The 24,576-nt window shown below is 37.1% G+C and carries 21 protein-coding genes and 5 pseudogenes; 18 read left to right on the top strand and 8 right to left on the bottom strand.

All coding sequences use genetic code 11. The features are described from left to right. Positions 1-221: 221 nt before the first annotated feature. From AC0L13_RS09295 to AC0L13_RS09285, 3 pseudogenes are all read left to right on the top strand, one after another. Positions 222-427: pseudogene (locus AC0L13_RS09295) on the top strand (Y-family DNA polymerase); the annotation flags it as partial. Between the two features lie 319 nt (positions 428-746). Continuing rightward, positions 747-1,092, top strand: a pseudogene (locus tag AC0L13_RS09290) (disulfide bond formation protein B). Between the two features lie 91 nt (positions 1,093-1,183). Continuing rightward, positions 1,184-1,500, top strand: a pseudogene (locus AC0L13_RS09285) (NAD(P)-binding domain-containing protein); the annotation flags it as partial. A gap of 59 nt (positions 1,501-1,559) precedes the next feature. Here AC0L13_RS09285 and AC0L13_RS09280 read toward each other — a convergent pair. Beyond that, on the bottom strand, positions 1,560-2,399 hold the full coding sequence (locus tag AC0L13_RS09280; RefSeq protein ID WP_473646234.1) for a DUF2935 domain-containing protein: 840 nt from the start codon (positions 2,397-2,399) through the stop codon (positions 1,560-1,562). 406 nt (positions 2,400-2,805) lie between these two features. Here AC0L13_RS09280 and AC0L13_RS09275 point away from each other — a divergent pair, with 406 nt between their 5' ends. The 3 genes and pseudogenes from AC0L13_RS09275 to AC0L13_RS09265 all read left to right on the top strand — a co-directional run bounded on the left by AC0L13_RS09275 (position 2,806) and on the right by AC0L13_RS09265 (position 5,248). Beyond that, the gene (locus AC0L13_RS09275) at positions 2,806-3,282 is read left to right on the top strand and encodes a hypothetical protein (RefSeq protein ID WP_473646231.1); all 477 of its coding nucleotides are present in this window, start codon (positions 2,806-2,808) and stop codon (positions 3,280-3,282) included. An 81-nt stretch (positions 3,283-3,363) separates the two neighbouring features. Beyond that, complete coding sequence (locus AC0L13_RS09270) at positions 3,364-3,633, top strand: hypothetical protein (protein WP_473646228.1); 270 nt, start codon at positions 3,364-3,366, stop codon at positions 3,631-3,633. Positions 3,634-4,544: 911 nt separating this feature from the next. Next, a pseudogene (locus tag AC0L13_RS09265) lies at positions 4,545-5,248 on the top strand (class I SAM-dependent methyltransferase). A 121-nt stretch (positions 5,249-5,369) separates the two neighbouring features. Here AC0L13_RS09265 and AC0L13_RS09260 read toward each other — a convergent pair. Both AC0L13_RS09260 and AC0L13_RS09255 read right to left on the bottom strand, forming a co-directional pair. Further along, complete coding sequence (locus tag AC0L13_RS09260; protein WP_473646226.1) at positions 5,370-6,581, bottom strand: MFS transporter; 1,212 nt, start codon at positions 6,579-6,581, stop codon at positions 5,370-5,372. Then, positions 6,578-7,624 carry an ArsR/SmtB family transcription factor gene (locus AC0L13_RS09255; RefSeq protein ID WP_473646223.1) on the bottom strand — a complete coding sequence of 349 codons (1,047 nt, stop codon included), beginning with the start codon at positions 7,622-7,624 and terminating at the stop codon, positions 6,578-6,580. Before AC0L13_RS09255 ends, AC0L13_RS09260 begins: the two co-directional genes overlap by 4 nt. A gap of 525 nt (positions 7,625-8,149) precedes the next feature. Here AC0L13_RS09255 and AC0L13_RS09250 point away from each other — a divergent pair. The 4 genes and pseudogenes from AC0L13_RS09250 to AC0L13_RS09235 form a co-directional block, all read left to right on the top strand. Next, positions 8,150-8,356 (top strand): annotated as a pseudogene (locus AC0L13_RS09250) (Y-family DNA polymerase); the annotation flags it as partial. A gap of 312 nt (positions 8,357-8,668) precedes the next feature. Next, on the top strand, positions 8,669-9,451 hold the full coding sequence (locus tag AC0L13_RS09245) for an abortive infection family protein (RefSeq protein ID WP_473646220.1): 783 nt from the start codon (positions 8,669-8,671) through the stop codon (positions 9,449-9,451). Positions 9,452-9,985: 534 nt separating this feature from the next. Next, positions 9,986-12,394, top strand: coding sequence for an ATP-binding protein (locus AC0L13_RS09240; protein ID WP_473646218.1), 2,409 nt, complete (start codon positions 9,986-9,988; stop codon positions 12,392-12,394). Between the two features lie 20 nt (positions 12,395-12,414). Further along, on the top strand, positions 12,415-13,380 hold the full coding sequence (locus tag AC0L13_RS09235; protein ID WP_473646215.1) for a TIR domain-containing protein: 966 nt from the start codon (positions 12,415-12,417) through the stop codon (positions 13,378-13,380). A 116-nt stretch (positions 13,381-13,496) separates the two neighbouring features. On the opposite strand, the gene AC0L13_RS09230 is transcribed toward AC0L13_RS09235, so the two are convergent. After that, the gene (locus AC0L13_RS09230; protein WP_473646210.1) at positions 13,497-13,847 is read right to left on the bottom strand and encodes a helix-turn-helix domain-containing protein; all 351 of its coding nucleotides are present in this window, start codon (positions 13,845-13,847) and stop codon (positions 13,497-13,499) included. 132 nt (positions 13,848-13,979) lie between these two features. Between AC0L13_RS09230 and AC0L13_RS09225 the strand changes: the two genes are divergently transcribed. Beyond that, positions 13,980-14,975, top strand: a complete 996-nt coding sequence (locus tag AC0L13_RS09225) for a DGQHR domain-containing protein (protein WP_473646207.1) — start codon at positions 13,980-13,982, stop codon at positions 14,973-14,975. Positions 14,976-15,195: 220 nt separating this feature from the next. Continuing rightward, entirely contained in the window at positions 15,196-15,459 is a 264-nt protein-coding gene (locus tag AC0L13_RS09220; RefSeq protein ID WP_473646204.1) for a hypothetical protein, read from the top strand. 158 nt (positions 15,460-15,617) lie between these two features. Here AC0L13_RS09220 and AC0L13_RS09215 read toward each other — a convergent pair whose 3' ends face one another. The 4 genes from AC0L13_RS09215 to AC0L13_RS09200 form a co-directional block, all read right to left on the bottom strand. Next, complete coding sequence (locus tag AC0L13_RS09215; RefSeq protein ID WP_473646202.1) at positions 15,618-16,811, bottom strand: chromate transporter; 1,194 nt, start codon at positions 16,809-16,811, stop codon at positions 15,618-15,620. 16 nt (positions 16,812-16,827) lie between these two features. Continuing rightward, positions 16,828-17,136, bottom strand: coding sequence for a PadR family transcriptional regulator (locus tag AC0L13_RS09210; RefSeq protein WP_473646200.1), 309 nt, complete (start codon positions 17,134-17,136; stop codon positions 16,828-16,830). Between the two features lie 303 nt (positions 17,137-17,439). Next, complete coding sequence (locus tag AC0L13_RS09205) at positions 17,440-17,859, bottom strand: universal stress protein (protein WP_473646198.1); 420 nt, start codon at positions 17,857-17,859, stop codon at positions 17,440-17,442. Between the two features lie 20 nt (positions 17,860-17,879). After that, positions 17,880-19,343, bottom strand: a complete 1,464-nt coding sequence (locus tag AC0L13_RS09200; protein ID WP_473646196.1) for a SulP family inorganic anion transporter — start codon at positions 19,341-19,343, stop codon at positions 17,880-17,882. Positions 19,344-19,525: 182 nt separating this feature from the next. On the opposite strand from AC0L13_RS09200, the gene AC0L13_RS09195 reads away from it, so the two are divergent. From AC0L13_RS09195 to arsA, 6 genes are all read left to right on the top strand, one after another. After that, positions 19,526-20,068: a recombinase family protein gene (locus tag AC0L13_RS09195; RefSeq protein WP_473646193.1), complete on the top strand. Its 543-nt coding sequence runs from the start codon at positions 19,526-19,528 to the stop codon at positions 20,066-20,068. A gap of 168 nt (positions 20,069-20,236) precedes the next feature. Next, positions 20,237-20,584, top strand: a complete 348-nt coding sequence (locus tag AC0L13_RS09190; protein WP_473646192.1) for an ArsR/SmtB family transcription factor — start codon at positions 20,237-20,239, stop codon at positions 20,582-20,584. A 15-nt stretch (positions 20,585-20,599) separates the two neighbouring features. Next, positions 20,600-21,898 (top strand): arsenic transporter, encoded by a 1,299-nt coding sequence (locus tag AC0L13_RS09185; RefSeq protein ID WP_473646190.1) that lies wholly within the window; start codon positions 20,600-20,602, stop codon positions 21,896-21,898. Positions 21,899-21,921: 23 nt separating this feature from the next. Then, on the top strand, positions 21,922-22,341 hold the full coding sequence (arsC, locus tag AC0L13_RS09180) for an arsenate reductase (thioredoxin) (RefSeq protein ID WP_473646188.1): 420 nt from the start codon (positions 21,922-21,924) through the stop codon (positions 22,339-22,341). Positions 22,342-22,429: 88 nt separating this feature from the next. Continuing rightward, entirely contained in the window at positions 22,430-22,789 is a 360-nt protein-coding gene (gene arsD / locus AC0L13_RS09175; protein ID WP_473646186.1) for an arsenite efflux transporter metallochaperone ArsD, read from the top strand. Between the two features lie 12 nt (positions 22,790-22,801). Beyond that, positions 22,802-24,574 carry an arsenical pump-driving ATPase gene (gene arsA, locus AC0L13_RS09170; RefSeq protein WP_473646184.1) on the top strand — a complete coding sequence of 591 codons (1,773 nt, stop codon included), beginning with the start codon at positions 22,802-22,804 and terminating at the stop codon, positions 24,572-24,574. Positions 24,575-24,576: the final 2 nt, after the last annotated feature.

Raw genomic sequence — 24,576 nt, 5'->3', positions numbered from 1 at the left:
ATAAAACTTTAACAGAGTTTAATAAAAAGGATTCAAAAAAATTGCCCAGTTCTCCTGTATGAGATGAATGCCTTTTCATTTGTTAGAACATAAGTCTAATAGACTATGCGTTGGCAGATCGCTTCCCATTTTTCCCAATTAGCAATAAGGACCATTGAATAAGAACGTTAGTTCTGGGTTCACTATATAATACAGAATAGACGTTCTTGGAGAGGTGCGCTATGTATGAAAATTTTCCAGACAGGAAAATCGTATGCATTGATATGCGGAGTTTTTACGAAAGTTGTGCAGCTGTAATGGAAGGGCTCGATGTCATGATACGCCGATCGCCATCATCGGCAATAAAGAATGGAAAGGAGGAATTGTCCTAGCGGCTTCTCCCGCATTGAAGAAGGAATTTGGCGTACAGACCGGAATGCGTTTTTATGTTGATAGATTTTTTAAGCTTAATTAACAGTTTCTATGTTTTTAAAAGGTTATCTTAATTTTCCTCGAGTCTAAGAAATACTTAAAGCAGGGAATTAGTTTTATTAAAATCGATGAACAATTAGTGCGAGAAGCTGGTGTTTCAATGATTCCGACCATTGTCATAAACGGGAAAGTGTTGGAGATTCCTTCGATTATGAAGCCATTAAGGCGATAATAGAACAAGAAATAAAGGATGAAAACTGACGGGGAATACAGGAAGTCAATCCAAGCAGCAAGGATTTCAATTATATATTGCATGGGGTGTCTCATTAGTTGCTATGTTCGGAAGCCTGTATTTCAGTGAAATCTAAGGATATATTCCATGTGAATTATGTTGGTATCAGCGTATTCTTATGTACCCCCTTACTTTGATATTGGGGATTGGGACTTTCCAGAATGACATTTTTGTTAAAAAGTTCGTGCTTCCGTTATCAATAATTGGTGGATCCATTTCGTTCATGCACTATTTAGAGCAGAAAATACCCGGCTTTGGAGGTATCAAGCCATGCGTGAGTGGTGTGCCTTGTTGGATTTGTGACGATTCCATTTTTGGCGTTATTGGAATTTGTAATTATTTTCCGAATTATGATATTTATTAAACTAAAGAATTCAAAAAAGCAATAAATTATTATGGAAGCCAAAGAGATCAACTCAGCATAGTTGTCATTCCTTTGGCTTCTTTGTTTGTGAAAATATAATTAATGGGGGAGAAAGCATGCTGCATCAGCACATTGTTATTGGCGCAGGTCAAGCTGGACTGGCGATGGGATATTATTTAAAACAAAGCGATGAACGCTTCATAATTTTAGATAAAGGGATAGAGTTGGGGGCAGTATGGAAAAATAGATATGACTCCTTACAATTGTTTACACCTAGGAAGTATAGTTCATTGCCTGGTCTTGTACTGGACTGAAAACAACAGGGGTTCCTTCAAAAGATGAAATTGCAAATTATTTGAAACGCTATGCAGAAACGTTTGCTTTGCCAATAGCATTAGATACAGAGGTTTTATCCGTAACAAAAAATGAAGAAGGTTCTTGTGTAGAAACAACAAAAAAGTCTCTTCGCTAAATGCTAGAGAGCTTTATTAATTAAGTAGTTGCACCTTTAAGATGTACTTCAAACATGTCAATAATCGTTAGGAAATGATCCGCTTCACGGAAAACATGATCTGCTAATAAAGGGTGGATAATACTCTTGATTTTACACTCTTCGATTAAATCTCTGGCAGTTTTCTTGAAATCGCGAAGAGAGACGACTGACACGCGATTTTGATCCAGGAACTGATCCAACATTGGAACTGTTTGGGAGTATGGTCTCATTCCGTCTAAATCCCTTGCTTGGAATAGTAACTCATCAAAATCATTGCTGAAATTCCTTGCCATATCGACAAGCTTTCTTTCCGAAGGATCGAGCAAATGACCGATAAACTTTGCATGATCGGCCATAATTCGTAAAAAAAACACATTTTCTTTAATGATTGCATCGGCGAGCGGTTTTAATTTGCCCTCATTCAATTCAATGAGGCGTTTCCTGAAATAATTGGCTTCTCGGCTTATATGGTCAACCAAAAGTGGGAAATTGTTTCCGCCGGGCAACTGGCAAGTAAGTATCAAACCTAACACTTTCCGTTTAAAAGCATAAATATTCGTCGCAGCCATCTGAACTTCCGAATTGAACCTTCGGATGGTCATCGGGTCTGTTTGATTCGTAAAAGCATGAGATTGTTGTTCAATCCGTTCAAATAGTTGATAAAAATGATTTGCTTCAGCAATCAGCTGTGTATCTTCTGCCCTAAATCCTAACCTAAGAAACAACGAATGCTCTTTCATGATCCTAGACCAAAACTGTATTTCCTCTAAAGAACTTTCCACAAATTCAGTAGGTGATATAGTAGGAGTACCGTTTTGAAACTCATCATCCCAATACATTCGTATCTCCCCCCTGTATGCATACATACTGAATCAATCTATTCAATGTCAGGTTGTCCGTATTCCTATTAAAGACTTAAAAAATTGAATCAAAAATATATGGACGTTTCACAATAAAGGAGCTTTATTAAAAGTAACATATGGTTTGTATCATTTTTATAGGAGGGAGGTAATCTTGAGTGATTATCGGAAAAGAAGTGATAACAACTAACGGGCGGTTAGTTAAAGAAGGTTTTTTTGCGATCGTGTTGAATAAGTTAATATATGTAAATTATTGTGCGGAAGGGGTGCTTTTCTAATATACTGGAATGGCACTTTTTTTCTTGAACTAACGAGGCAGTTTAGTTTAATAAATAATATTGGCAGTTTAGCGGGAATAAACATATAAAGATGGAGGGATATGTTTATGTTCAACAAAAAGATAATTTTAATCTGCGCAGTATTTTTAGCATTAGTAATTGCGGGCTGTAATGACGAAGAGCCAATAAAAGAAGAAGTTATTCAACACAATTGGAATGAAAGTCCTCTTTTTAAATCAGGAAGTTACACAATGATCGGGGAAGAAGGACATTTGGGTTTTATTTACGATGATAGCGAAGTAGTTAGATTTTATCCAGACAAAGTACAAAAGTATATGTGGCACTTTTGGGGAAATGAAGATGAGTTAATTGGTGATTTTAAGGTTTTAGGAACTCACGAAAACAGTGATGAGGAAATAACAGTTGTACCAACAATAGGGAATTCTTTTCCTAGCCCTAATAATGGTGCAGATCAACATTTCCCAACAAATATGATGCTCCCTAAAAGTGGAATGTGGAAGTTAGATGCTTATATTGGAGATAAAATATTTGGAAGTGTTTATGTAAAAGTTCATAAGAAATAAATCGCTTATTCAACTAACGGGGCAGTTTAGTTGAACAGGGGAAATCTAAATCGCTTGGAGATAGAGATTGGGGGCGAAAGAATGAAAAGGACAGTAATTGGTGGTTTTATAATGATAGGGGGATTAATTACTACACTAACTATAATTTTGGTGGCAATGACGTATATTCCCAGCATGACTAGTTGGTCTGGTTCAAAGTTATGGTATGCGATTTTTGGGGGAAAGCAATATGGGAATGAAGTTGTTCAAAGTTTATTCCTAGGTTTCCCATTTGTTGTAGGATTGTTGTTTACGATTTTGGGACTAGTAATTCTAGTAATGGAGTATTTTGATAAGTCTTTTTTAAAGTGAGTTTTTTACTAACGGGTGCTTTACTTGAAGAATATTGAGCTACTAATACGACCCAATGTTCTTATTGAACTATAGCGGCAGTTTAGTTGAATAAGCAGTGTATTTAAGGTTCAATTTGAATTAGTTAAAGCTATGGAGTAATCCAACAGAAGGGTGTGTGAAATGTTTGTTCTTGAATCGTAGAGGTTGATTTTTAGACAGTATTAGGATGAGAATGTTACTCCTCTGCATACCGACACAGAAACAATGAAGTTTTATCCTGTTCCTTTAAGTATTCAGCAAACGGAAGCCTGGATAAAATTTAGGTATAGATGCTGCAATACGATATATAAAGATTGGGAAGTCTTGATTGTGGAGATAAATAAGCCGTATTCCTCGTTAAAAGAAGGGGAATTCGGCCTTTTTTTCTAAGTTCTTAAAAATAATATCTCATTGGCATACTAGTTAAAAAGATGACAAAAGTGCCATGACGCTTCTTATTGGTGTAATAAATAACTAGCAGGTCAGAGAAATAAGCACCCTAAAAAAGACAAAGTAGTTTGAACTTTCCTAATCCAGGTGGTGAACAAATTAATAATTAGTAGTTTAACAATGATTAATCACTGCCTTCGTAACAACTTTGTAACATTCGTAACAATTAAATTGAAAAACAAACAGAAAGCATCGATTTTAAGGACTTTCACGAGCGTTGAGTCATATTCTGAGGGAGAATAATACCTATGCACGTAAGATGAGTCAACGACGAAATTAGGTAATCCTAAACATGTCAAATAGATTAAATACCAATGAGTATTGCACTCAATTCCTCTTGTTTTTAATATGTAATTAATCTAAATGAAATAAATTCTCCGCAAATTATAAGTACAATTATATATGAATATATGGCCTAAACTTGGGAAGAGGGGATAGTTATGAAAGAAACAATAATTGCTACGAAGATTTATTGGCAATGTTAGATGCTTTATTACGTGAACCAACTAATTTTTGGGATGATTTCTATTCTAATCGTGAAAAAGGCATACCTTTTTTCGCCAATAAACCCGACGAAAATTTAGTTGGTTATTTCGAGAACATGCTTATAGGAACTTCAGGAAAAGCTCTTGAACTCGGTTGTGGACCAGGTAGGAATGCAATTTACTTTGCCGAAAAAGGATATGCTGTTGACGCAGTCGATTTATCGGAACAATCACTTCAATGGGCAATTGAACGAGCGAAAGAAAGGAATTTAAAGGTAAACTTTATCCAGAAAAATATTTTTGATCTTCAAATTGAAGAAGGAGCATACGATGTTGTCTATGACTCAGGATGTTTTCATCATATCGCTCCTCACCGCAGAATGAGTTACATAAATTTGGTGCGAAAAGCATTAAAACCGGGTGGTTACTTTGCAATCACTTGTTTTGTCCAAGGGGGTGAATTAGGGGGAGCAGACATTACTGATTGGGAAGTTTACAGATTACGAAGTCTTCAGGGGGGCTTAGGCTTTACTGAAGATCGATTAAGGACCATCTTTAAAGACTTTGAAGAAATAGAAATACGAAAAATGAAAGAAATAGAGCAAACAAATGAATTGTTTGGTGTTTCCGCATTATGGACTGCTCTATTTAGAAAGTAATGATTTCTAAGCGGGCGTGTTTGTTAAACAAAAATAGGGATAACACATATTACTCATAAAATATTCGTTATCCCTTTTTGTTTTCAAAAAGTTTAGGCTGATGATATTTATTCTCTCATATCTAACGTTTATCCGAGATTAACGTTTTCTTGATTTGGAGGGAAGCGATTAAGTAATACACCCCCGGCAAAATAATGATGGAACCGATTCCGATATAAATATGCCGAATATTTAATGTTAAGAAAGGCAAAGAAGCGAACAGAATTCCTAATGGCATGGAGCCACGTAGGAACAGAAAACGAACGGTGCTTAACTGTGCCAGCCGATCCCTTGGAGCTTCCCGCTGGAAAATGGCTGCACTTTGGGCGTTGAAAAGGGGAAACAGGATACCCCCCATCAGTTCACATAACCACGCTAAAGTGACCGAGTGGACAAAGTACAACAGCACAAAGGAAAAGCCGCCACCAATCAAACCAAGGTACATCGTTTGGGGGCTTTTCGGAAGCTTGGTCAGAAGAAGCATCCCCATAACATAACCGATAGGAAATGCCCCCTTGAAGATGCCATACTCCCATCTCTCGCCCCCCAATTCTCCCTGGATGAAGGGAATACTCAAGACTAGCGTTGCCCCCACCGCAAATTGGACGGTAGAAGACAGGAATGTTAAACGCAGGAGTTGAGGATAACTAAAGAAATTCCTGTATCCCTCTTTCATTTCAGACCACCAAAACTTTTTGGTCCAAGTTGCCACCTTTTTCGTCCTGGAATGTGGAATTCGGGACAGTGCTAGGAAACTGACGAAGAACAGGATTGCCGAAATACCGTATATCCAGTGCATGGGCAGTAACAACAACAAGAGCGAAGTGACACCCGGTGCAAGAAAGCTCATTAGCCGCAGGGTTCCATCCAACAATCCGTTGGCATCGGCCAATTCATCTTCTGTACAGACTTCCGGTAGCAAAGAAAACGAAAGGCTGGAAAAAATGGGTTGAAGCAGTCCTAAGATGCATTGCAGAATAACCAAGCCGATGATGGGACCTGTCTCCGTTCCAATCCAAAAACCGACTAATGGCAGTAGATAGGCACCCGCTCGTATCAGTTGGATATTTTTGAGCATTTTTTCTTTGATGACATGATTAAGAAAAGGCGAACTGACACCTTGCAGCACCAATGAAGGAATAAAATAAACGAGCCACAGGATGCCCATCCACTCCCGTGAACCTGTCAGTTCATATAATAGCAACCCATTGACAATAGCGCCGGCAGCACCACCGAATTCGGAGACAATCTCACCAACCCATAAGGATCTGAAGGACTTGGAATACTTCTTCATAATTCTGTTCCCAGGTATCGCGTCAATTGGCTGGAGAAATCTTCAAGCTTTCTGAAGTTGATGGAATAGATCCCTCTTTCCACACTGATGAATTTGGCAGCTTTCAATAATGCCAGTTGATGATGAAGCGTTGTTTTCGATATGTTGAATTGGCCACTTAACTCTTGCAAGGACAAAGGTCTCTTCTGAAGTTGAAACAGCAGTTTTAGGCGAAGTTCGTCCCCTAATGCCTTATGGCCACGAATCAGTTCATTTGAAGGAACTCCCGGTTCGAGCAGATACTCTTCTTTGACAGGATAAAAGAAGAGCTTGACATCAGAAGTACGAATGGTGAGCACCCAAGGCCTATAGGAAACCTGCGGGATGAGTTTAACCGACCAAATGGATGGCTCTGGCAGGTATTCAACGCCGCCCGTCACACGTTCGATTTCAGATACGGGATTCTTCATATCCAGTTGACGATACTGTTTCTGTTCAAAGGCAAGTGCCTGTAGCCATTTCTCCCAATCATCCTTTTTCGACATCCAACTTTCCCACTCTATTAATACACAAGTAATCAAGTCACATATTTCATGTTTGGATCGATGATGAAGCTGGCGAATATATCCCCCTAAATAGTCATGTCCCTCAAAGAGGCTGGCGTATTTTTCCCATACTTCCGTTTGTTCTGGATTACAGGCAGCTTCTATTTTTAATGGCTCAGACAGTCGATCATGATAGGGGAGGAGCCATTCATAAAAATCCGCCGTTGAAGAAGCATTGGTTAGCAAATTCGAAAAATCTTGAATGGAAACGGCGGAAAATTGATTTTGCAGTAAAATCATGCCATACCAAAGATTAGTTTCTTCAATCTCTTTTAATAGCTTGACCAGTGAAGAAGGCATCGCGTTTTCGTCTGTCTTCCATTCTTCATCCATTTCAAACGTGTGCCTCATCTGTTCATGTGTATAGCCAGCAATCCCCATTATCAATTCCCAGACTAGCGACTGTTCCACTTTTAGGGTTATGGTTTCTGCGTGTGACACTGAATTTATTATTTTCAAAAGGGTTCCTCCTAAAGCTCCAATTTTATATCATTCTATATTATTGGAAACAACAATTCAATAAATATCGAATTACTTCTGTTAAGAAGTAAGGAAGGCATCTCAACGGGAAATATCGGTAAGAAGGCCAACGAAATCTCCATCGGCTCAACAATGAGGATGCGTATTATAAACTAATATTTTTTTGCTTAATTCTTTAGTCAACAATGGACGATTTGATAATTAGTGTAATTGTTGATAGATTGTCTTTCGAGTCACGATATGAATGCGAAGATACAACTCATTAGCTGGACCGAGCTGGACTTATATATCAAAAGAGCATCTCAATAGAGGTGCTTTTTCTATACCTAAAAATTATAGGGCGGATATTAGTGGATGTTTTTTCTCTGTAAAATGTAAGGCTAAAAGACTATGTCATCACAGTCCACTTTCCATTTTTCCCAATTGGCATTAAGAACCATTGAATATGAACGTTTGTTCCGGGTATACTATATAGAACAGATGTTCTTTTCGGGAGGGATATGCATGTACGAAGATTTGCCAGACCGGAAAATCGTATGCCTGGATATGCGAAGCTTCTATGCCAGTTGTGCGGCTGCAATTGAAGGACTCGATGTCATGGATACGCCGATTGCTATCATCGGCAATAAAGAAAGGAAAGGAGGCATCGTCCTGGCGGCATCTCCCGCATTGAAGAAGGAATTCGGTGTGCAGACTGGAATGCGGCTTTATGTTGATGTTTTTTTTGAGCTTAATTAAAATTTCCAGGCATATAAAAGGTTATCTTAATTTTCCTCAATTATTAGAATGACTAAAAGCGGGATATTAGTTTAAGTGTTTTTAAATATATCAATTTTCAAGAGTATAGTATTTCAAATACTTACTTATATGTTAGAATTAACTCAACAGATTTATCATAAATGGAATTGAATTAGAAGTAGTCGTTCTTGAAACGGGCTTGATTGTTGAATGAAATAATAATTCAATTACTGCCCCATACCGACTGGTGTACTAAATAGTGTCACATTTTTAGGGGGTGTTCATTTGAATAATATTTTCGGGTTTTTACAAGAACCTGATTTAGAGGACTTTGAAAGTGACTTTGATAAGGCGGAGTACCTGCAGAGGTTATTAATTAACCAAAGTACTAACGATGGACCAGCATCTGACGACCATTATAAGAAACTCAGAAGGTACTTCATGGAAAATAGTAATACTAAACAGCATTTACCCAACTATGTAATTACCCACAGAGATCTTTCTCAGTTTTGGCAGTTTATAAAGCATAAGTTCCCTACCTATGCTGAAAGAAGAGGATTTATAAGGGATGGTTTTAATAAGCTTCTAGAATACCTCGAAGACCATGAAGATGTTCCCTTAAAGGTATCAGTTGATGACAGATTGCGAGTATTTAATTCTGAATACGTTATTAAATATTGGAACACAGCTATAGAGAGAAAAGACAATGATCCAGAGGGTGCTATAACTATATCTAGAACACTAGTGGAAGGTGTTCTAAAGCATATATTAGATGAAAGAAAGATAAAATACTGCAAAAATGCTGATTTACATGAAATATATAAGTTGGTTGCCAATGAACTAAATTTAGCCCCTGAACAACATGATTCAAAACTCTTTAAACAAATTTTAGGTGGATGTTCTTCAATAGTTAGTGGTTTAGGTACTTTGAGAAATAGACACGGCGATGCTCACGGAAAAGGAAAATTACAATACTATAGGCCTTCTACCCGTCATGCGGAATTAGCAGTTAATTTAGCTGGTTCTATGTCTTTATTTTTGATACAAACTCATCAAGAAAATAGATAAAATGTTTATTCTATTATAGGGGGCAATTCTGGAAGAAGGATTTGCACCCGCTAAATAATTCGACGCTAATCTGAAATAAGGATCAGCGTCGTTTCTTAAATAAAAGGCTTTTTGGATTGATCTCATAATGCATTCACCCTTGTGAGAACAGGCGCATACAGATGAATCTTCTGTAATTGAAGTGGAGGAACAGGCCCAAGTCTAGCAGAATAAACGCCAATTTATCTTCCATACGTTTATCTTACGATCGGATAAAACTGTACGAGTTTAGACAGTGTGAGCTTTTAAGTAACTTCTTTTCTATGATAACGAGGAATTTACAGTCTAGTACTTGACGTTAGATAGATAACGAAATGTTGGGATATTTGCTCATCCCGTGTGGAGCGGGGGAAAAACAGGAGATTACTTCAAACACTTTCCTATTGCTGACGATTGGGGAAAATCATGGGTGAGAAACGTTTAAACCTTATTCAAAAGCCTCCACATATATTACATACTGATTCAGATAAATATACATAGAAGGAAGGTCATCTTTTGACAAAAGATAAGTATTTCGAAATTGCACTAAATTCAAGCACAAGTAAAATATATAATGAATTAAAAAATATAAAAGAATCTTCCGAGGCAAAGAAAAACGAAATTCGACGTAGATGGATATGGGAATTAATTCAAAACGCTTCTGATTGTACCCCTAGAGACAGGACGATTAACATATCTTTGGGAATTACGGATGATAGAATTTCCTTCAGTCATGATGGAACGCCTTTTTCATATGAAAATCTACTGTCTTTAATAACTCAGGTTTCTACAAAACAACAATCTGAAGACAGTTTGACAGGAAAATTCGGCACGGGATTTATGTCTACTTTCTTATTATCGGCGATTGTGGAAATTGAAGGGACTTTTATTCGTGAAAATGGTACCTGGACTGATATGAATTTTACCATTGACCGTACAGAAGATGAGTATCCCGATATTAGAAGAAAAACAGAAGAAATGTTAAGTGAGTTGGAACTTTTAAATAACAGTACTAAGGAAGCTGCAGAGAAAATAAATAAAACAAAATTCATTTACAATCTTAGCGGAACCCCTGAATCAAAGGCAGCGGTAAAACAAGGTGCAGAGGATTTACAAACAACATTACCTTATCTTTTAGCATTTAACAAAAACATTGATTCCATAAATTTAAATGGTGAGACTTATGTAAGAGGAGACACCATTCCGTTACCGACTCAGCCGAGCGTCAATCTTTTCACGTTAAAAACTGGGAATTCAGATATAGATAACAAGCATTTATTCTTTTCAACACAAAATAACGTAACTATCGCTTGCCCTGTGAAATATGATTCTGAGAATGGCTTCTTTTCTTTTCTTACTATTTCTGAGAACATGCCAAAGTTATTTTGCAATTTCCCATTAATCGGAAGTGAGGAATACGCCTTTCCTATCATTGTTAATTCTGATCTTTTTGATGTTGAAATAGATCGCGATGCAATTAGAGATGGTAACGCGTATAACAAAAAGATTATCGAAGTAGCGGTTTCTTTATATAAAGACTTAATAGACTTTTGCACTGAACATGTTAATACTCGAAACGAATTCAATATATGCTTCCTGAAAAATCGTCAATATTCGGGTCTGCAAAAGTATTGTTATGATGAAATAAAGCGATATATAGAGAAGAAACCCCTTATTCCGATAAACAACCCTTCTTATGATTACGAAAGAATGTCTTATTTAGACGATTCAGGACATTTTCAAATCTATCTGCCAAAAGCCAAAAAGCATGATAATGATATTTCATTTTGGAAATTATTCACTGATAGAAGAAACTTTAATGTACCTACAATAGAAACCTTCTTAGGTTGGAGAAAGATTTTTAGTGACAACTTCCATTTAAAGAATTTTAATTCAATGTTCGAAGAATTTAATCTTAATGAATTTTATGGATATGCAAATGACGTAAAAAAGACATATGACTGGTTAAATGATTTTTATTCATTATGGATTGATGATGAAGGTGTGGAACAAGTAGTTAATTCTGCATTTGTTCCCGCTCAGGATAAAGTGTTTTATTCTTTTAATAATGTCTTTTACGATTCAAATATCAACGACGAATTAAAAAGCATTTTATTTGAGTTAGATCCCTCTTATAAAAGAAAGCTTTTGGACCGTAATATTTCTGCATTTAATTCTTATTATCAAATTAAACCTTCAAAGCAAAAGAATACAGAGTCTTGTGCTACGAAAATCGAAATTAAAGTGACTGATATTCTTTCAGAAGAGACCATTAATCAAGCAGAGCGAAAGGTACAAGCCACTTTTAATAAACTGACTGACTTCTTTTTACAGGAACCTGATATATCTGAAAAACTCTTCCCTAGGATTTTCTCTAAAAGAATGATGTTATCTTCACCTGAAGAAACTTTAAGAAGAATGAAAATTGCCGAAAAGGTTGAGAGAAATGGGATAGATATAGAAGGTTTAGATGAGCTCTTAAAAAACCAACAACAAATCAAAAACATACTAGCAAACCCTCACTTAAATACCGAAGAAATAAGGGAATTATTAACCCATGTTGTAACATCGACGCCGGAAATGCGTAAGTATTTTGAATCATTATTAACAAGAAGCGTTTCGAATGTATATAATTATTTAAAAGATTTACCAAAGTATACTCTTCCATCAACCTTAGAAGAATGGAAAAGTCATCAATATACAGAAACGATATTCCCTATAAAAAAAGATGGTAAAGATCTCACAGTTGTCATTCGTCCAACTGATGGCGACCAAATTATTTTTTATGGTGAAGGAGAATTAGAAGTTCTTGATAGCACGGAGTATGAGTTGTGGACAGATAACGGGACTGAGCAAAAGATCATAACATTGGGTGATCTTCTCAAAACAACTGGTATCACAAGGATTCCTCTTAGAAAATTATAAAAGTAAGGGGTGCGACAATATTGAGAACAAAAGACGAAATTATAAAAGCTATAAGGAATAGCGATAGAAATAACAAGGTATATATTCACCCAGCTTTAACTCCTGAAAAAGCAGCAAAATACATTTCTGCTTTTTCAAATCAAAGCGGTGGGGATATTGTTTTGGGTATACATGATGATGGCCGAACGCTGAGGGTTAAAAATTATTCAGTCCCCTTCCAAGTAGAAAACGCAGTAAAACTTTTAAATATTAATGTAAACTGTATATGTGAACCTTTTCAATTTGAAGGCAAGAAACTTTTTTATATTTCCATTGATAAATCAATGGATTTAGTTAAAGCCAATGATATTCCTTTTATTATTAACCCGAATGGGGAGTTGGTAGAAATGAAAGTAAAAACCGTATTTCTTTCTTATTGTCATGCTGATACAGACCTTGCAAATATTGTTGAGAAAAGTTTAAATAAGCATGATGATATTAGCGTAAGTAGGGACATAAATATAACTCAATACAGAGACGATTTGGATGAATTCATGAAAACAATTAGAAATCATGATTTCGTTGTTTCAATTGTAACTAGCAAATATTTAAAATCCTTAAACTGTATGTATGAAATTACAGAGTTGATGAAGGACCCTAATTATAATGACAAGTTATTATTCATTATCATTGATAAAGATGACGCTAAATTTTACAAGGAACAGAATATATATGCTAATTTTGAAGCCGGTATTTATGATTTTAGTAAGCGTTTATCATACATCACGTACTGGAACAATAAAGGGGAAGAAATGGAGAAGAGCCTTAAAAGTGCCGAACTTCCTTCCGAAATGATTGCCGAATTTGCACTTGAAAAGAGAAAATTGGTATCTATAATCCCCTCGACAAGTAGTTTCATGAGCTTATTGCAAAATAAAATAGGCAGGACATTTAAAGATTTTATGAAAAATGATTTTAAAGAAATTATAGATGTAATTAAAGATTGATTATCTTTTAGGTCATTTTCTACATAAATAGTTGCTAGTACTTCTTCTAAACGTCCAATTATGAATATGTAATCTAAATAAGAAAAAATCCTTTCTCGATATTGAGAAGGGATTTTTTATTTGCTATAGGTACTGAATATGTTTGTAATAATGTTTAGAATCATGCGGATTTCTTCTCCGCTCTTATTCTCTATTAAATTATTTAGCAATATGATTAATTCCTCTTTTTCAAGGTGATTCTGATTAAATTCTACGTTTTCAAAACGGAAAAATTGGGTTGGGGAAACTTCCAGCCCCGAAATTATCCGTTCTAAAGATTGCAAAGTAATATTCCGATCTCCTCTTTCTACACCAGCTAAATAGGATGTTTGAAGCCCGCATTTTTCAGATAGTTCATCTTGGGTCATGTTTTTGGACTTTCTTATTTGCTTTATATTAAGGCCCACCAACTTCACTAATGTCTCCATAAATTCACCTCACCATAAGGTTAGGTGAGGATTACCAAGTATTACAGATATGTATAGTATAACTTTGGTGTTATAATGAACTTATAAGTTCATTTTTATATTATTTTCGAATTAAATTTAAGGAGCATTACTATGAACACAAATTTACCTTCAAATATTGCAATAGAAAATGTCCTTCAATCTAAAATGCGAGGACGAGTAACGTATCAAGGGTTCGTTTCATCTCAAAATGCGATAAATTTCTCTTATTCCAAACTTTATAATGATCCCTCGGGAAAAGGCTATCAACGTCCTATAGATAAACGTCGAAGCAAAGATTTTGCAAAATATCTATCACAAGGAGAAGATGCTCTCTATACTCCTATCCTATTGAATGCTTGCGGAAACTGGGAATTTTATGCATATGACAAACAAAGACCTAATTTTGGGAGGCTAATTTGTAAAAAGAAAGCTACTTTAATGGATGGACAGCATCGATTAAGTGGGATAAGAGAGTATATTACCGAAACAGATAGTTCTTTAAATGTCCCCTTTCTAGCGTTTCATTATCTTGATGAAGACGAAGAAATAAAATTATTCGATGTAATTAATACAAAAGCCAAAGGCATTGGTACGTCACTAAGTCGTTATCTTAATAGGGATAATGACGAAATCAGTTGGGTAGCAACAAACTTAATTCTAAAGCCTGAAAGCCCGTTTTTCAGTAAAGGTACTTTAATAGGGAAAAGAACAAAAGAGAAAAACATTACATTACAAAACGTTTATAATATTGTGAAGCTGTTGACTAAGAAATCCGATTTAGAAAAGCTTTCAAAAGAAAAAAAATTAAACTTAGCTCTCTTTTACTTCAACTTGATAAAAGACCTGTTCCCTGACGAATGGGACGATAATAAATTATTTAGAATGACCCATGTAACATGTCTGAATGCATTAGCTATAGCGGGTAATACAATTATTAACAATAATTATCTAGTGAAATCTCAGCAGCCGGACTCCGTTAAAATAGCTAATCTAATTATAAAATTAAAAGATATCGATTGGACAAGCAATGGTGATCTAAAATATCTTAAAGGTGTAGCCGGCTCCAAAATGTTAGCAAGCGACATATTAAATTGTATTAAAGGCTAAATTGAAATTCTGTCAAAAAGTATATCCCGTGTAGCATTCTCGCAAACGTCAGTAAAAGAGGGTGATTCACACAGGAACTTCTTTTTGCTCCTTACATTCCCTGAACATGTTGCGGAGTACTTGGTGTTTGACGTCGAAAAGTAAGGAATAAAGTCACGGGTAAATAGAAGGACTTTCTTTACAATCTGTAGAATGTATTACAGGAGGGAGGGGGGCTTTGATGTACAGTTTTGATTCAATTAAACTAATACCACGGGATAAGGGCGAAATAACATTTGACGTCTCTGGCACTTATAAATTAGAAGGATTGGGTCTTGATATTTCTTTTCCACGGGAGAAAGATATATCTATGGAATTTGCAAAGCATCGTAAGACACTTGAGAAAGTAGTATTTGATTACAAAGGTTATCAAACGGAGTTCGAAATTGAGAAGATGGCTCTCGTGGTAGGAGGAGTGCCTTCAGCACTCTTATTGTTGAAATAGCCTACTTAAAAAGAACGTCCATGCGACGTTCTTTTTGTTATCACTTTTTAACTTGGAAATTCTTAACGATTAAATAGGCAATTTAAAAAAGTATCTATTGCGTCATGGATTAATCCTATATTTGCATTTAAAATGACGCTATGCGCTGTAATTAAGAATTACAAGAATGTTAATAGTGTACCCCCAAGAGCTCCAGAAGCCACGATAATCCAAGGTGGAAGCTTCCAGAAGACGAGCATACTAAACAAAATTGCAGCTAACGCAAAATCGATAGGCGATAAGATTGAGCTCATCCAAATTGGATTATAAAATGCAGAAATCAGTATGCCTACAACTGCTGCATTCACTCCCATGATCGCCCCTTTAATTTTAGGATTGTTTCGTAAACCGTCCCAAAAAGGCAATGCGCCGAGAATCAGAAGGAATGCAGGTAAAAATACTGCAAACGTTGCAATCAGACCACCTTGCCACCCATTCATAACAGCTCCTAGATAGGCAGCAAAAGTAAATAGAGGCCCCGGAACTGCTTGTGTAGCACCATATCCAGCTAGAAATGCTTCTTCGCTGATCCATCCCCTCGGAACAAGTTCCTGTTCTAATAAAGGCAAGACGACATGGCCTCCGCCGAAAACTAAAGATCCTGATCTATAAAAACTATCGAACATAGCCACCCAGTAGGAACCAGTTACTTCCCTTATCATCGGTAGAAGAAACAGTAAACCGAAAAACAATAGTAGACATATCGCTGAAACTCTTTTTGAAATCGGAAATTGTGAAATTGCTTCTACATTTGCATCATGTTGTTTATACAGAAGAAACCCGATAAGTGCAGCTATCAATATGACGCCTACTTGCGTAAAAGCGGTTTGTAAAAGCAACGTACTCACTAGTGCAAATAAAGCGATCGCTTTTCTTTTAAGATCAGGAGTCAAGTTTTTTGCCATGCCTAGAATGGCGTGGGCAACTACAACGACTGCCACAATTTTTAACCCGTGAATCCATCCGGCATTACCTATATCAAATCCCTCAAGCAGCAAGGCAAAGAGAATAAGCGCAACAACAGAAGGAAGTGTAAACCCTATAAAAGATATAATTCCGCCTAGTACTCCTGCTCGCATAACACCAATTCCAATCCCTACTTGGCTACTCGCTGGACCGGGTAAAAATTGGGACAAAGCAACTAAATCAGCATAGCTTTTTTCATCCATCCATTTTCTTCTTCGAACATATTCTTCATGAAAGTATCCCAAATGAGCGGTCGGTCCACCAAACGATGTCAACCCAAGTCGTGTCGAAACGAAAAGAATCTCCAATAGCCTTTTAAATCCCATTTTAGAGTTATTTTGATTCATAATTAGCTCCTTTTAGTTAATCTTTGATCTCCTTGAATAGTTCATATGCTTTTTTTCTGGCTTCGATAAGGACAAGATTACCTTTATCAGTTGTTGTGTAGTACTTTCGAATTTTCCCTTCCACATTTCTATCTTCTCTTACTAGAAGTCCATCAGACTCCATTGAATGTAGGATGGGATATAGCGTCCCTGAACTAATGTTGTATCCGTGTTCCTTCAACTCCTCTAACATCCATACACCGAAAATAGGATGTTCTTTGGCATGGTGTAAAATGTGGATATGAATAAAGCCGAGAAAAAGTTTACGTAATACTTTATCTTCCAAACTGTCACCACCTCTCTAAATATCAAATAACGATATCGATTATCGATATTGATGAGTAACAACGAAAATATAACATGTATACAAAAACGCTTCAAGCTAAAATGAACAAATTTACTTATTCTTAACATAAAGCTGTCGGCATTTAGTTCAAGAAGGAAGAGAGGGAAGAAGGAAAAATAAAAAACACCTTTAAGTTAGGTGTTTTTAACGTTAAGCTAATTTGCAAGATGCAATACACTGTCCAAAATACTCAAACAGTATATTGCATTGATATTGTTTATTGTTAGAAGAAAGCTTCTATTGTTACTTCACGACAAGGACCGGGCAATCAACCCTTTTGACGACTTTATGACTCACGCTGCCCAATACCATTTCTTGCAGACTGTTTAGCCCACGACTTCCTATAACCACCATTTCCAGTTTTTCTTTATTTGCGTAATCAATAATAGTCGGTCCTGGGTCTCCATGTAAAATTTTTATTTCGTAAGTTATATTGCTAGACTTTAACTGTTCTTCAGCAGGAGAGAGCCTCTGACGACGAGAATAATCCAATGCCTCTTTTCCTTGAGAATGAAGGATTTCATTTTTTGATTTTGAAAAATCCGCAACATATACGACTTCGATTTTACATTCCGGACATAAAGAAGCAATCTTCACTGCTTCTTCGGTTGCGCGCATAGAATTCTCGGATCCATCTACCGCTAATAAAATTCTTCTGTACATTTTTTCGCCTCCATATTTATTTAGTGTGATGCTGATTTCGGACTTGCATTATTATATACAGCTAGTTTATCGAGGATTTTTTTACTTGATGAATCTAAACCTACGATGGTGACATTGTTATTTTTTTCACGATATTTAATAACAACTTTATCTACTGCGCCTACTGCTGAATCATCCCAAATATGTGCATTTGTAAAGTCGATTATTATATGTTTATTCTCAACCGTAAAATCAAATGACTGAATAAAATCTTCAACGGATGCGAAAAACAGCTGACCTTCTACTTCAAACATGATGTTTTCATTTTCATGTTTGCCGAGTACTTTCAGTTTTGATATTTTAGCGACAAAGAATATTGCGCTCAAAATAACACCTGCAAAAACACCTTTTGATAAGTCGTGTGTGGCGACAACAATCCCAACCGTTGCTAGCATAACAACAGCATCTGTTTTCGGAGCTTTTCTAATATAAGTGAATGATGACCAATCAAACGTACCGATTGATACCATGATCATAATTCCTACTAGAACAGGCATAGGGATTTGAACGACAAGATCCCCTAGCACAATGATTAAAAAGATCAAGAATAAACCAGCAATCAAGGTGGATAATCTGCCACGTCCCCCTGATTTCACGTTTATGACAGATTGACCAATCATTGCACAGCCGGCCATTCCTCCAAAGAAACCTGTAACGATATTGGCGATACCTTGTCCTCTTGATTCTTTGTTTTTATCGCTATCTGTATCTGTCATGTCATCTACAATGGAAGCTGTTAGTAATGACTCTAATAAGCCAACTATCGCTAAAGCGAATGAAAATGGGAATACAATTGCTATTGTTTCAAGCGTAAAAGGGACATTTGGAATGAAAAATTCTGGTAATGTCTTTGTGATCGCTCCAAGATCACCGACAGTCCGCAAGTCAAAGTTCGCATAAAGGGCAACCGCAGTCAATGCGATAATTGCAATTAACGGTGCGGGGACGACTTTAATGAATCGAGGAAGTATATAGACGATCGCCAAAGTAACTGCAACAAAAATGTATGTCAAGTTAGATATCCCGATAAAATGGGGTACTTGAGCCATGAAGATTAGTATGGCTAGTGCATTTACAAAACCGATCATGACAGCTCTCGGTATGAATTTCATGACCTTGGCCACTTTAAAAATGCCAAACAAAACTTGGATGATTCCAGTTAAAACTGTTGCCGCTAATAAGTAGTCAAGTCCATGTTCTTTTACCAAAGGTACCATTAGTAATGCCATTGCACCGGTTGCAGCTGAAATCATACCAGGCCGTCCACCGACAAAGGCGATGATAACGGCTATGCAGAAAGAAGCATACAACCCTACCATAGGATCGACTCCAGCAATAATGGAGAATGCAATTGCTTCAGGAATCAATGCTAAAGCAACAACAATTCCAGCAAGAATATCCCCTCTTACATTTGAAAACCATTCTTTTCTTATTTTTTCTACCACTTTGTTTTACACCTCATCTATATATAAATTTTTTTGGCTTTTAACTCTCATAAAAGCCGTGGCCGTTTTGAATAAAATTAGTTTATCACCTTTCGTCCCAAAAAGGAACCTTTTCGGAACGAAAAAATAGAGTGTAGTATGCTATGATAAAGTAAACTTCTTTAATTTTAGGGGTGTTTGAAATGTTAATTGGTTATGTGAGACCTAATGATGATGATCAAACTTGTGACATACAAATTACGAAGTTAAGGAAGTTCAATTGCGAAAAAATAATTGCAGAGGAACATTCTTCGGCAAAGAAAAGAACGCAGCTAATAAACATGATTGATGAACTTAGATCAGGTGACAAAATAATTATTGAAAGACTTTACTCACTTGCGGATTCGACACGGCATTTAGTGGAGCTATTGCAAGTGATCGAAGAAAAAGGTGCTTGTATACAATCAATTAAAGAGGGAATTGATACGAGTAATGAAAGTGGTTATCAATTTAGCCGTATTGCAAAGCATCTTGTCGAATTTCAAAGCGATGTAATTAGCGAAAGAACCAAAAAGGGTTTACGTAATGCAGAGAAAAAAGGCGTTAGTACGGGACGTCCAAGAAAACCCGATGAAAATGTACAGCGAGCAATTATCATGTATGAAAGTAAAAAATTCAGTTTAGCTGAAATTAGAGCAGAAACAGGAATAAGCAAAACAACTTTATATAGGTATTTGGAGAGTTAAGAGATCAACGTACGGAAAATTGATTTCATAACTCACTGTGTAATCGAAAGGGCCGTCACAAAGCGGTCCTTTGTCTTTTGAGGAGAAGTAAATTTAATTAGTAATCATTTACACTTGCGCATATAAGCATATGATTATATAATGATTGCGGAAAGGTGGAGATCGCATATGAATACGGAAGTAACGATTGATATGCAGCGAGCATCACAACTTTTAAAGTTGCTTGGAGATCAAACTCGTTTGACGATGATGAAATTACTCCAGTCACATGAATGTTGTGTATGTGAATTTGTCGAGATTTTTAAAATGAGTCAGCCTGCAATTAGCCAACATTTGCGGAAACTAAGGGATATTGAGTTAGTTAAAGAAGAACGCAGAGGACAATGGGTTTTCTTTTCGATAAATGAAAGTCATGAAGATTATCCGTTTATTCAAAGCATACTTGAGCATCTTCCGGAGCAGAATGATTCGATCGCTGAGCTAGAAGCACAAGGACTTCGTGTTTGTTGTCAATAAGGAGGAGAAGGTACGTTGGGTTCAGTTATTATCGCGTCATTGATTTTTATCATCACACTTATATTTGTTATTTGGCAGCCTAGAAATTTATCGATCGGATGGTCTGCCTGCATTGGTGCAATCATTGCTTTGATAGTAGGGGTAGTTGATTTTAATGATGTTATTGATGTAACGGGAATTGTTTGGAATGCTACCCTTGCTTTCGTCGCCATCATTATCATCTCATTAATCCTAGACGAGATTGGTTTCTTCGAGTGGGCTGCGTTACATATGGCGAGATTAGCCAAAGGTAGCGGTATTCGCATGTTTGTCTATGTAAGTGTTCTTGGGGCGATCGTTGCTGCCTTGTTCGCAAACGATGGGGCTGCACTTATTTTAACTCCAATCGTGCTTGCAATGGTACGAAATTTGAATTTCAGTGAAAAGATGATTTTTCCTTTCATCATTGCCAGTGGTTTTATTGCTGATACGACTTCGTTGCCATTAGTTGTGAGTAACTTGGTCAATATTGTTTCAGCTGACTTTTTCGGCATCGGATTTGTCGAATATGCATCCCGGATGATAGTTCCCAATTTATTTGCTTTACTTGCGAGTATTTTAGTGCTGTTTTTATTCTTCCGTAAGGATATCCCGAAAGACTATAAAGTATCTGATTTAAAAGAACCGAAGGATGCCGTAAAAGATGGTAAGATGTTTAGGCTTTCCTGGGTCGTACTAGGTATTCTGCTTATCGGGTATTTTACAAGTGGCATTACGGGGCTTCCTGTTTCAATAGTTGCTGGAGTCATGGCTATATTCTTTATGATTATGGGACAAAGAAGCCCGGCTGTTCACACGAAACAAGTACTGAAAGGAGCACCATGGTCCATCGTATTCTTTTCAGTTGGAATGTACGTGGTCGTTTATGGATTGCGGAATGTTGGTCTGACAAGCGTGCTTGGTGATCTCATCCAATTGGCAGCAGATCAAGGATTGTTTATTGGTACGATTTCCATGGGCTTTATTGCTGCGATATTGTCGTCGATCATGAATAATATGCCAACTGTAATGATCAATGCCCTAGCCATTGCGGATACGAATACTACAGGGACGATTCGCGAAGCTTTGATTTATGCAAATGTCATCGGTTCAGATTTAGGTCCGAAAATTACACCAATTGGTTCATTGGCCACTTTATTGTGGCTGCATGTCTTATCACAAAAAGGCGTGAAAATATCTTGGGGTACTTATTTTAAAACCGGTATTATCTTAACAGTACCTACACTTTTAATTACACTAATAGGCCTGTATTTATGGCTATCGATCATACACTAAAACACTTAAAAGGGGATATTATTATGACGAAAAAAACACTTTATTTCTTATGTACAGGTAACTCATGTCGTAGCCAAATGGCTGAGGGATGGGGCAAAAAGTATCTTGGTGAAGAATGGCAAGTACTCAGTGCCGGAATTGAAGCACACGGAGTCAATCCAAATGCTATTAAAGCGATGAATGAGGCTGGCGTCGACATTTCAAATCAAACTTCGGATATTATTGATCCGCAAGTCCTGAATGATGCAGATTTCGTCGTTACACTTTGTGGAGATGCTGCTGATAAGTGTCCTATGACACCACCACATGTAAAACGTGCTCATTGGGGATTTGATGACCCTGCTAAAGCAGAAGGTACGGATGAAGAAAAATGGGCGTTCTTCCAGCGTGTACGAGATGAAATTGGCGCTAGGATTGAACACTTCGCTAAAACTGGTGAATAAATAAAAAAAGCCGTGGATTCACATCACGGCTATCCTTTCAATAAATATATAAGGATATTATTATATAGTGATAAAGGAGTTGTTGATATTGAAAAAGGTAGAAATATTTGATCCTGCAATGTGTTGTTCAACTGGTGTCTGTGGACCAGGTGTAGATCCAGAATTAACACGTGTCGCTTCGGCTGTTTATTCACTTGAACAAAAGAAACTCGATATTACACGCTATAATCTTGCGAATGATCCAGGTGTATTCGTAGACAATGAAGTAGTTAATAAGGTGCTTCTTGAAAAAGGACCAGAATCTCTCCCTTTGATCCTTGTGAATAATGAAATTGTAAAAGTGGGTGCTTATCCGACAAACGAAGAGTTGGCTGAGTGGCTTGATGTAAAGGCTGCTGAACTTCAGGAAAAACCACGTGTACGTGTTTCACTTAAGCTTGATAAATGAGGAGAGATAGCCATGTATCCAGTGTTTAATCCTAACCAAATCGCGCTAACTCCATTTTTGTTTTTTACCGGAAAAGGTGGCGTTGGTAAAACATCTACGGCATGTGCGACAGCAGTTTTTCTTGCCGATCAAGGGAAAAAAGTACTATTAGTAAGTACTGATCCCGCTTCAAATTTACAAGATGTTCTCGATATGGAATTATCGAATGAACCAGTTGCTATTCCAAGTGTAAATAATTTGTTCGCTTGCAATATTGACCCCGAAGCTTCAGCGAGAAGATATCGTGAACAAGTTGTCGGACCTTACCGAGGTAAATTGCCAGATGCTGTTCTTGCAACGATGGAAGAGCAGTTATCCGGTGCTTGCACGGTTGAAATTGCTGCATTTGATGAGTTTTCTCATCTGTTATCCGATGAGGATGTGCTAAATCAATATGATCACGTATTGTTTGACACTGCGCCGACCGGGCACACATTGCGTCTTTTACAATTACCAACTGCGTGGAGCGGATTTTTGGAAGAAAGTACACACGGTGCTTCTTGTTTGGGGCCGCTGTCAGGTCTTGGTGAGAAAAAAGAGTTGTATGCGAATGCTGTCGAGTCTCTTTCTAATCCAGAAAAAACGACTCTAATTTTGGTGTCTCGCCCAGATGTCTCATCATTAGTGGAGGCGAATCGAGCTTCTTCAGAGCTGAAAGATATTGGCATTCAAAATCAGATACTTATCATAAATGGGTTACTTCAAACACATCGTTCCGATGATGAGGTGTCTAAATCATTTTATAATCGACAACGCCTTGCTTTGAAAGAGACGCCTGATGCATTAAAACAGGTTGTGACCTTCTCCCTTCCATTTGTTTCGTATTCACTAACCGGAGTTGACAACCTTCGGCACTTATTTAGTTCTTACACGATTACTGTATTTGAAGACGATAGCCTCAGCACTGATTCGATTCAACTTCCAGGCCTAAACAAAGTAATTGATGATTTTTCTTCGAAAAACATCCGTGTGATCTTCACAATGGGTAAAGGTGGGGTTGGAAAAACATCGATTGCATCAGCAATTGCGGTTGGTCTATCTGAGAAAGGTCAACGTGTTCATTTAACTACAACAGACCCTGCGGCACATCTCGCGTATACGTTTGAAGGAAGCGTTCTTAGAGATAATCTGACAATTAGCAGCATTAACCCAGAAACTGAAGTAAAAAAATATAAACAGGAAGTGCTCTCGACTGCAGGAGAAGGGTTGGATGAAGAAGGGTTTGCGTATTTGAAGGAAGACCTCGAATCGCCATGTACGGAAGAAATTGCTTTGTTCAGAGCCTTTGCTGAAGTGGTGGAGAAGTCCGAAAATGAAATCGTTGTGATTGATACGGCACCTACCGGCCACACATTGTTGTTGCTTGATTCCACGGAAGCGTATCACAAAGAAATGAGCCGATCGACTGGCGACATACCAAAAAGTGTGAGGAAGCTTCTTCCACGTTTGCGAAATCCGGAAGAAACCGGCGTGGTCATTGTGTCATTGGCCGAAGCAACACCGGTATTAGAAGCATCAAGATTGCAAGAAGATCTCAAGCGTGCTCAGATTGATCCGAAGTGGTGGGTAATTAACCAAAGTTTGTACGCAACGGATACTACAGACCCTATTCTGAAAGGGCGCGGGGTTTCTGAAAAACGATGGATTAAAAAAGTGAATGAGGAATTCGCGCCGCAGTGTGCGGTAATCCCATGGTTGCAAGAAGAAAAAATTGGCTATGAAAAATTGAAAGAATTCATCCTATAACA

The organism is Sporosarcina sp. QA0331 (assembly GCF_055808055.1).
Note: the sequence above shows the minus strand (reverse complement) of the source record. Positions and strands in the feature narration are given on the sequence as shown.

Excerpts from the sequence above, each read along its gene's own strand:
- arsA (WP_473646184.1), top strand. The coding sequence starts at position 22,802 with ATGTATCCAGTGTTTAATCCTAACCAAATCGCGCTAACTCCATTTTTG.
- arsC (WP_473646188.1), top strand. The coding sequence starts at position 21,922 with ATGACGAAAAAAACACTTTATTTCTTATGTACAGGTAACTCATGTCGT.
- AC0L13_RS09230 (WP_473646210.1), bottom strand. The coding sequence starts at position 13,847 with ATGGAGACATTAGTGAAGTTGGTGGGCCTTAATATAAAGCAAATAAGA.
- AC0L13_RS09215 (WP_473646202.1), bottom strand. The coding sequence starts at position 16,811 with ATGAATCAAAATAACTCTAAAATGGGATTTAAAAGGCTATTGGAGATT.
- AC0L13_RS09280 (WP_473646234.1), bottom strand. The coding sequence starts at position 2,399 with ATGTATTGGGATGATGAGTTTCAAAACGGTACTCCTACTATATCACCT.
- AC0L13_RS09195 (WP_473646193.1), top strand. The coding sequence starts at position 19,526 with ATGTTAATTGGTTATGTGAGACCTAATGATGATGATCAAACTTGTGAC.
- AC0L13_RS09220 (WP_473646204.1), top strand. The coding sequence starts at position 15,196 with ATGTACAGTTTTGATTCAATTAAACTAATACCACGGGATAAGGGCGAA.
- AC0L13_RS09225 (WP_473646207.1), top strand. The coding sequence starts at position 13,980 with ATGAACACAAATTTACCTTCAAATATTGCAATAGAAAATGTCCTTCAA.
- AC0L13_RS09275 (WP_473646231.1), top strand. The coding sequence starts at position 2,806 with ATGTTCAACAAAAAGATAATTTTAATCTGCGCAGTATTTTTAGCATTA.
- AC0L13_RS09260 (WP_473646226.1), bottom strand. The coding sequence starts at position 6,581 with ATGAAGAAGTATTCCAAGTCCTTCAGATCCTTATGGGTTGGTGAGATT.
- AC0L13_RS09270 (WP_473646228.1), top strand. The coding sequence starts at position 3,364 with ATGAAAAGGACAGTAATTGGTGGTTTTATAATGATAGGGGGATTAATT.
- AC0L13_RS09205 (WP_473646198.1), bottom strand. The coding sequence starts at position 17,859 with ATGTACAGAAGAATTTTATTAGCGGTAGATGGATCCGAGAATTCTATG.
- AC0L13_RS09190 (WP_473646192.1), top strand. The coding sequence starts at position 20,237 with ATGAATACGGAAGTAACGATTGATATGCAGCGAGCATCACAACTTTTA.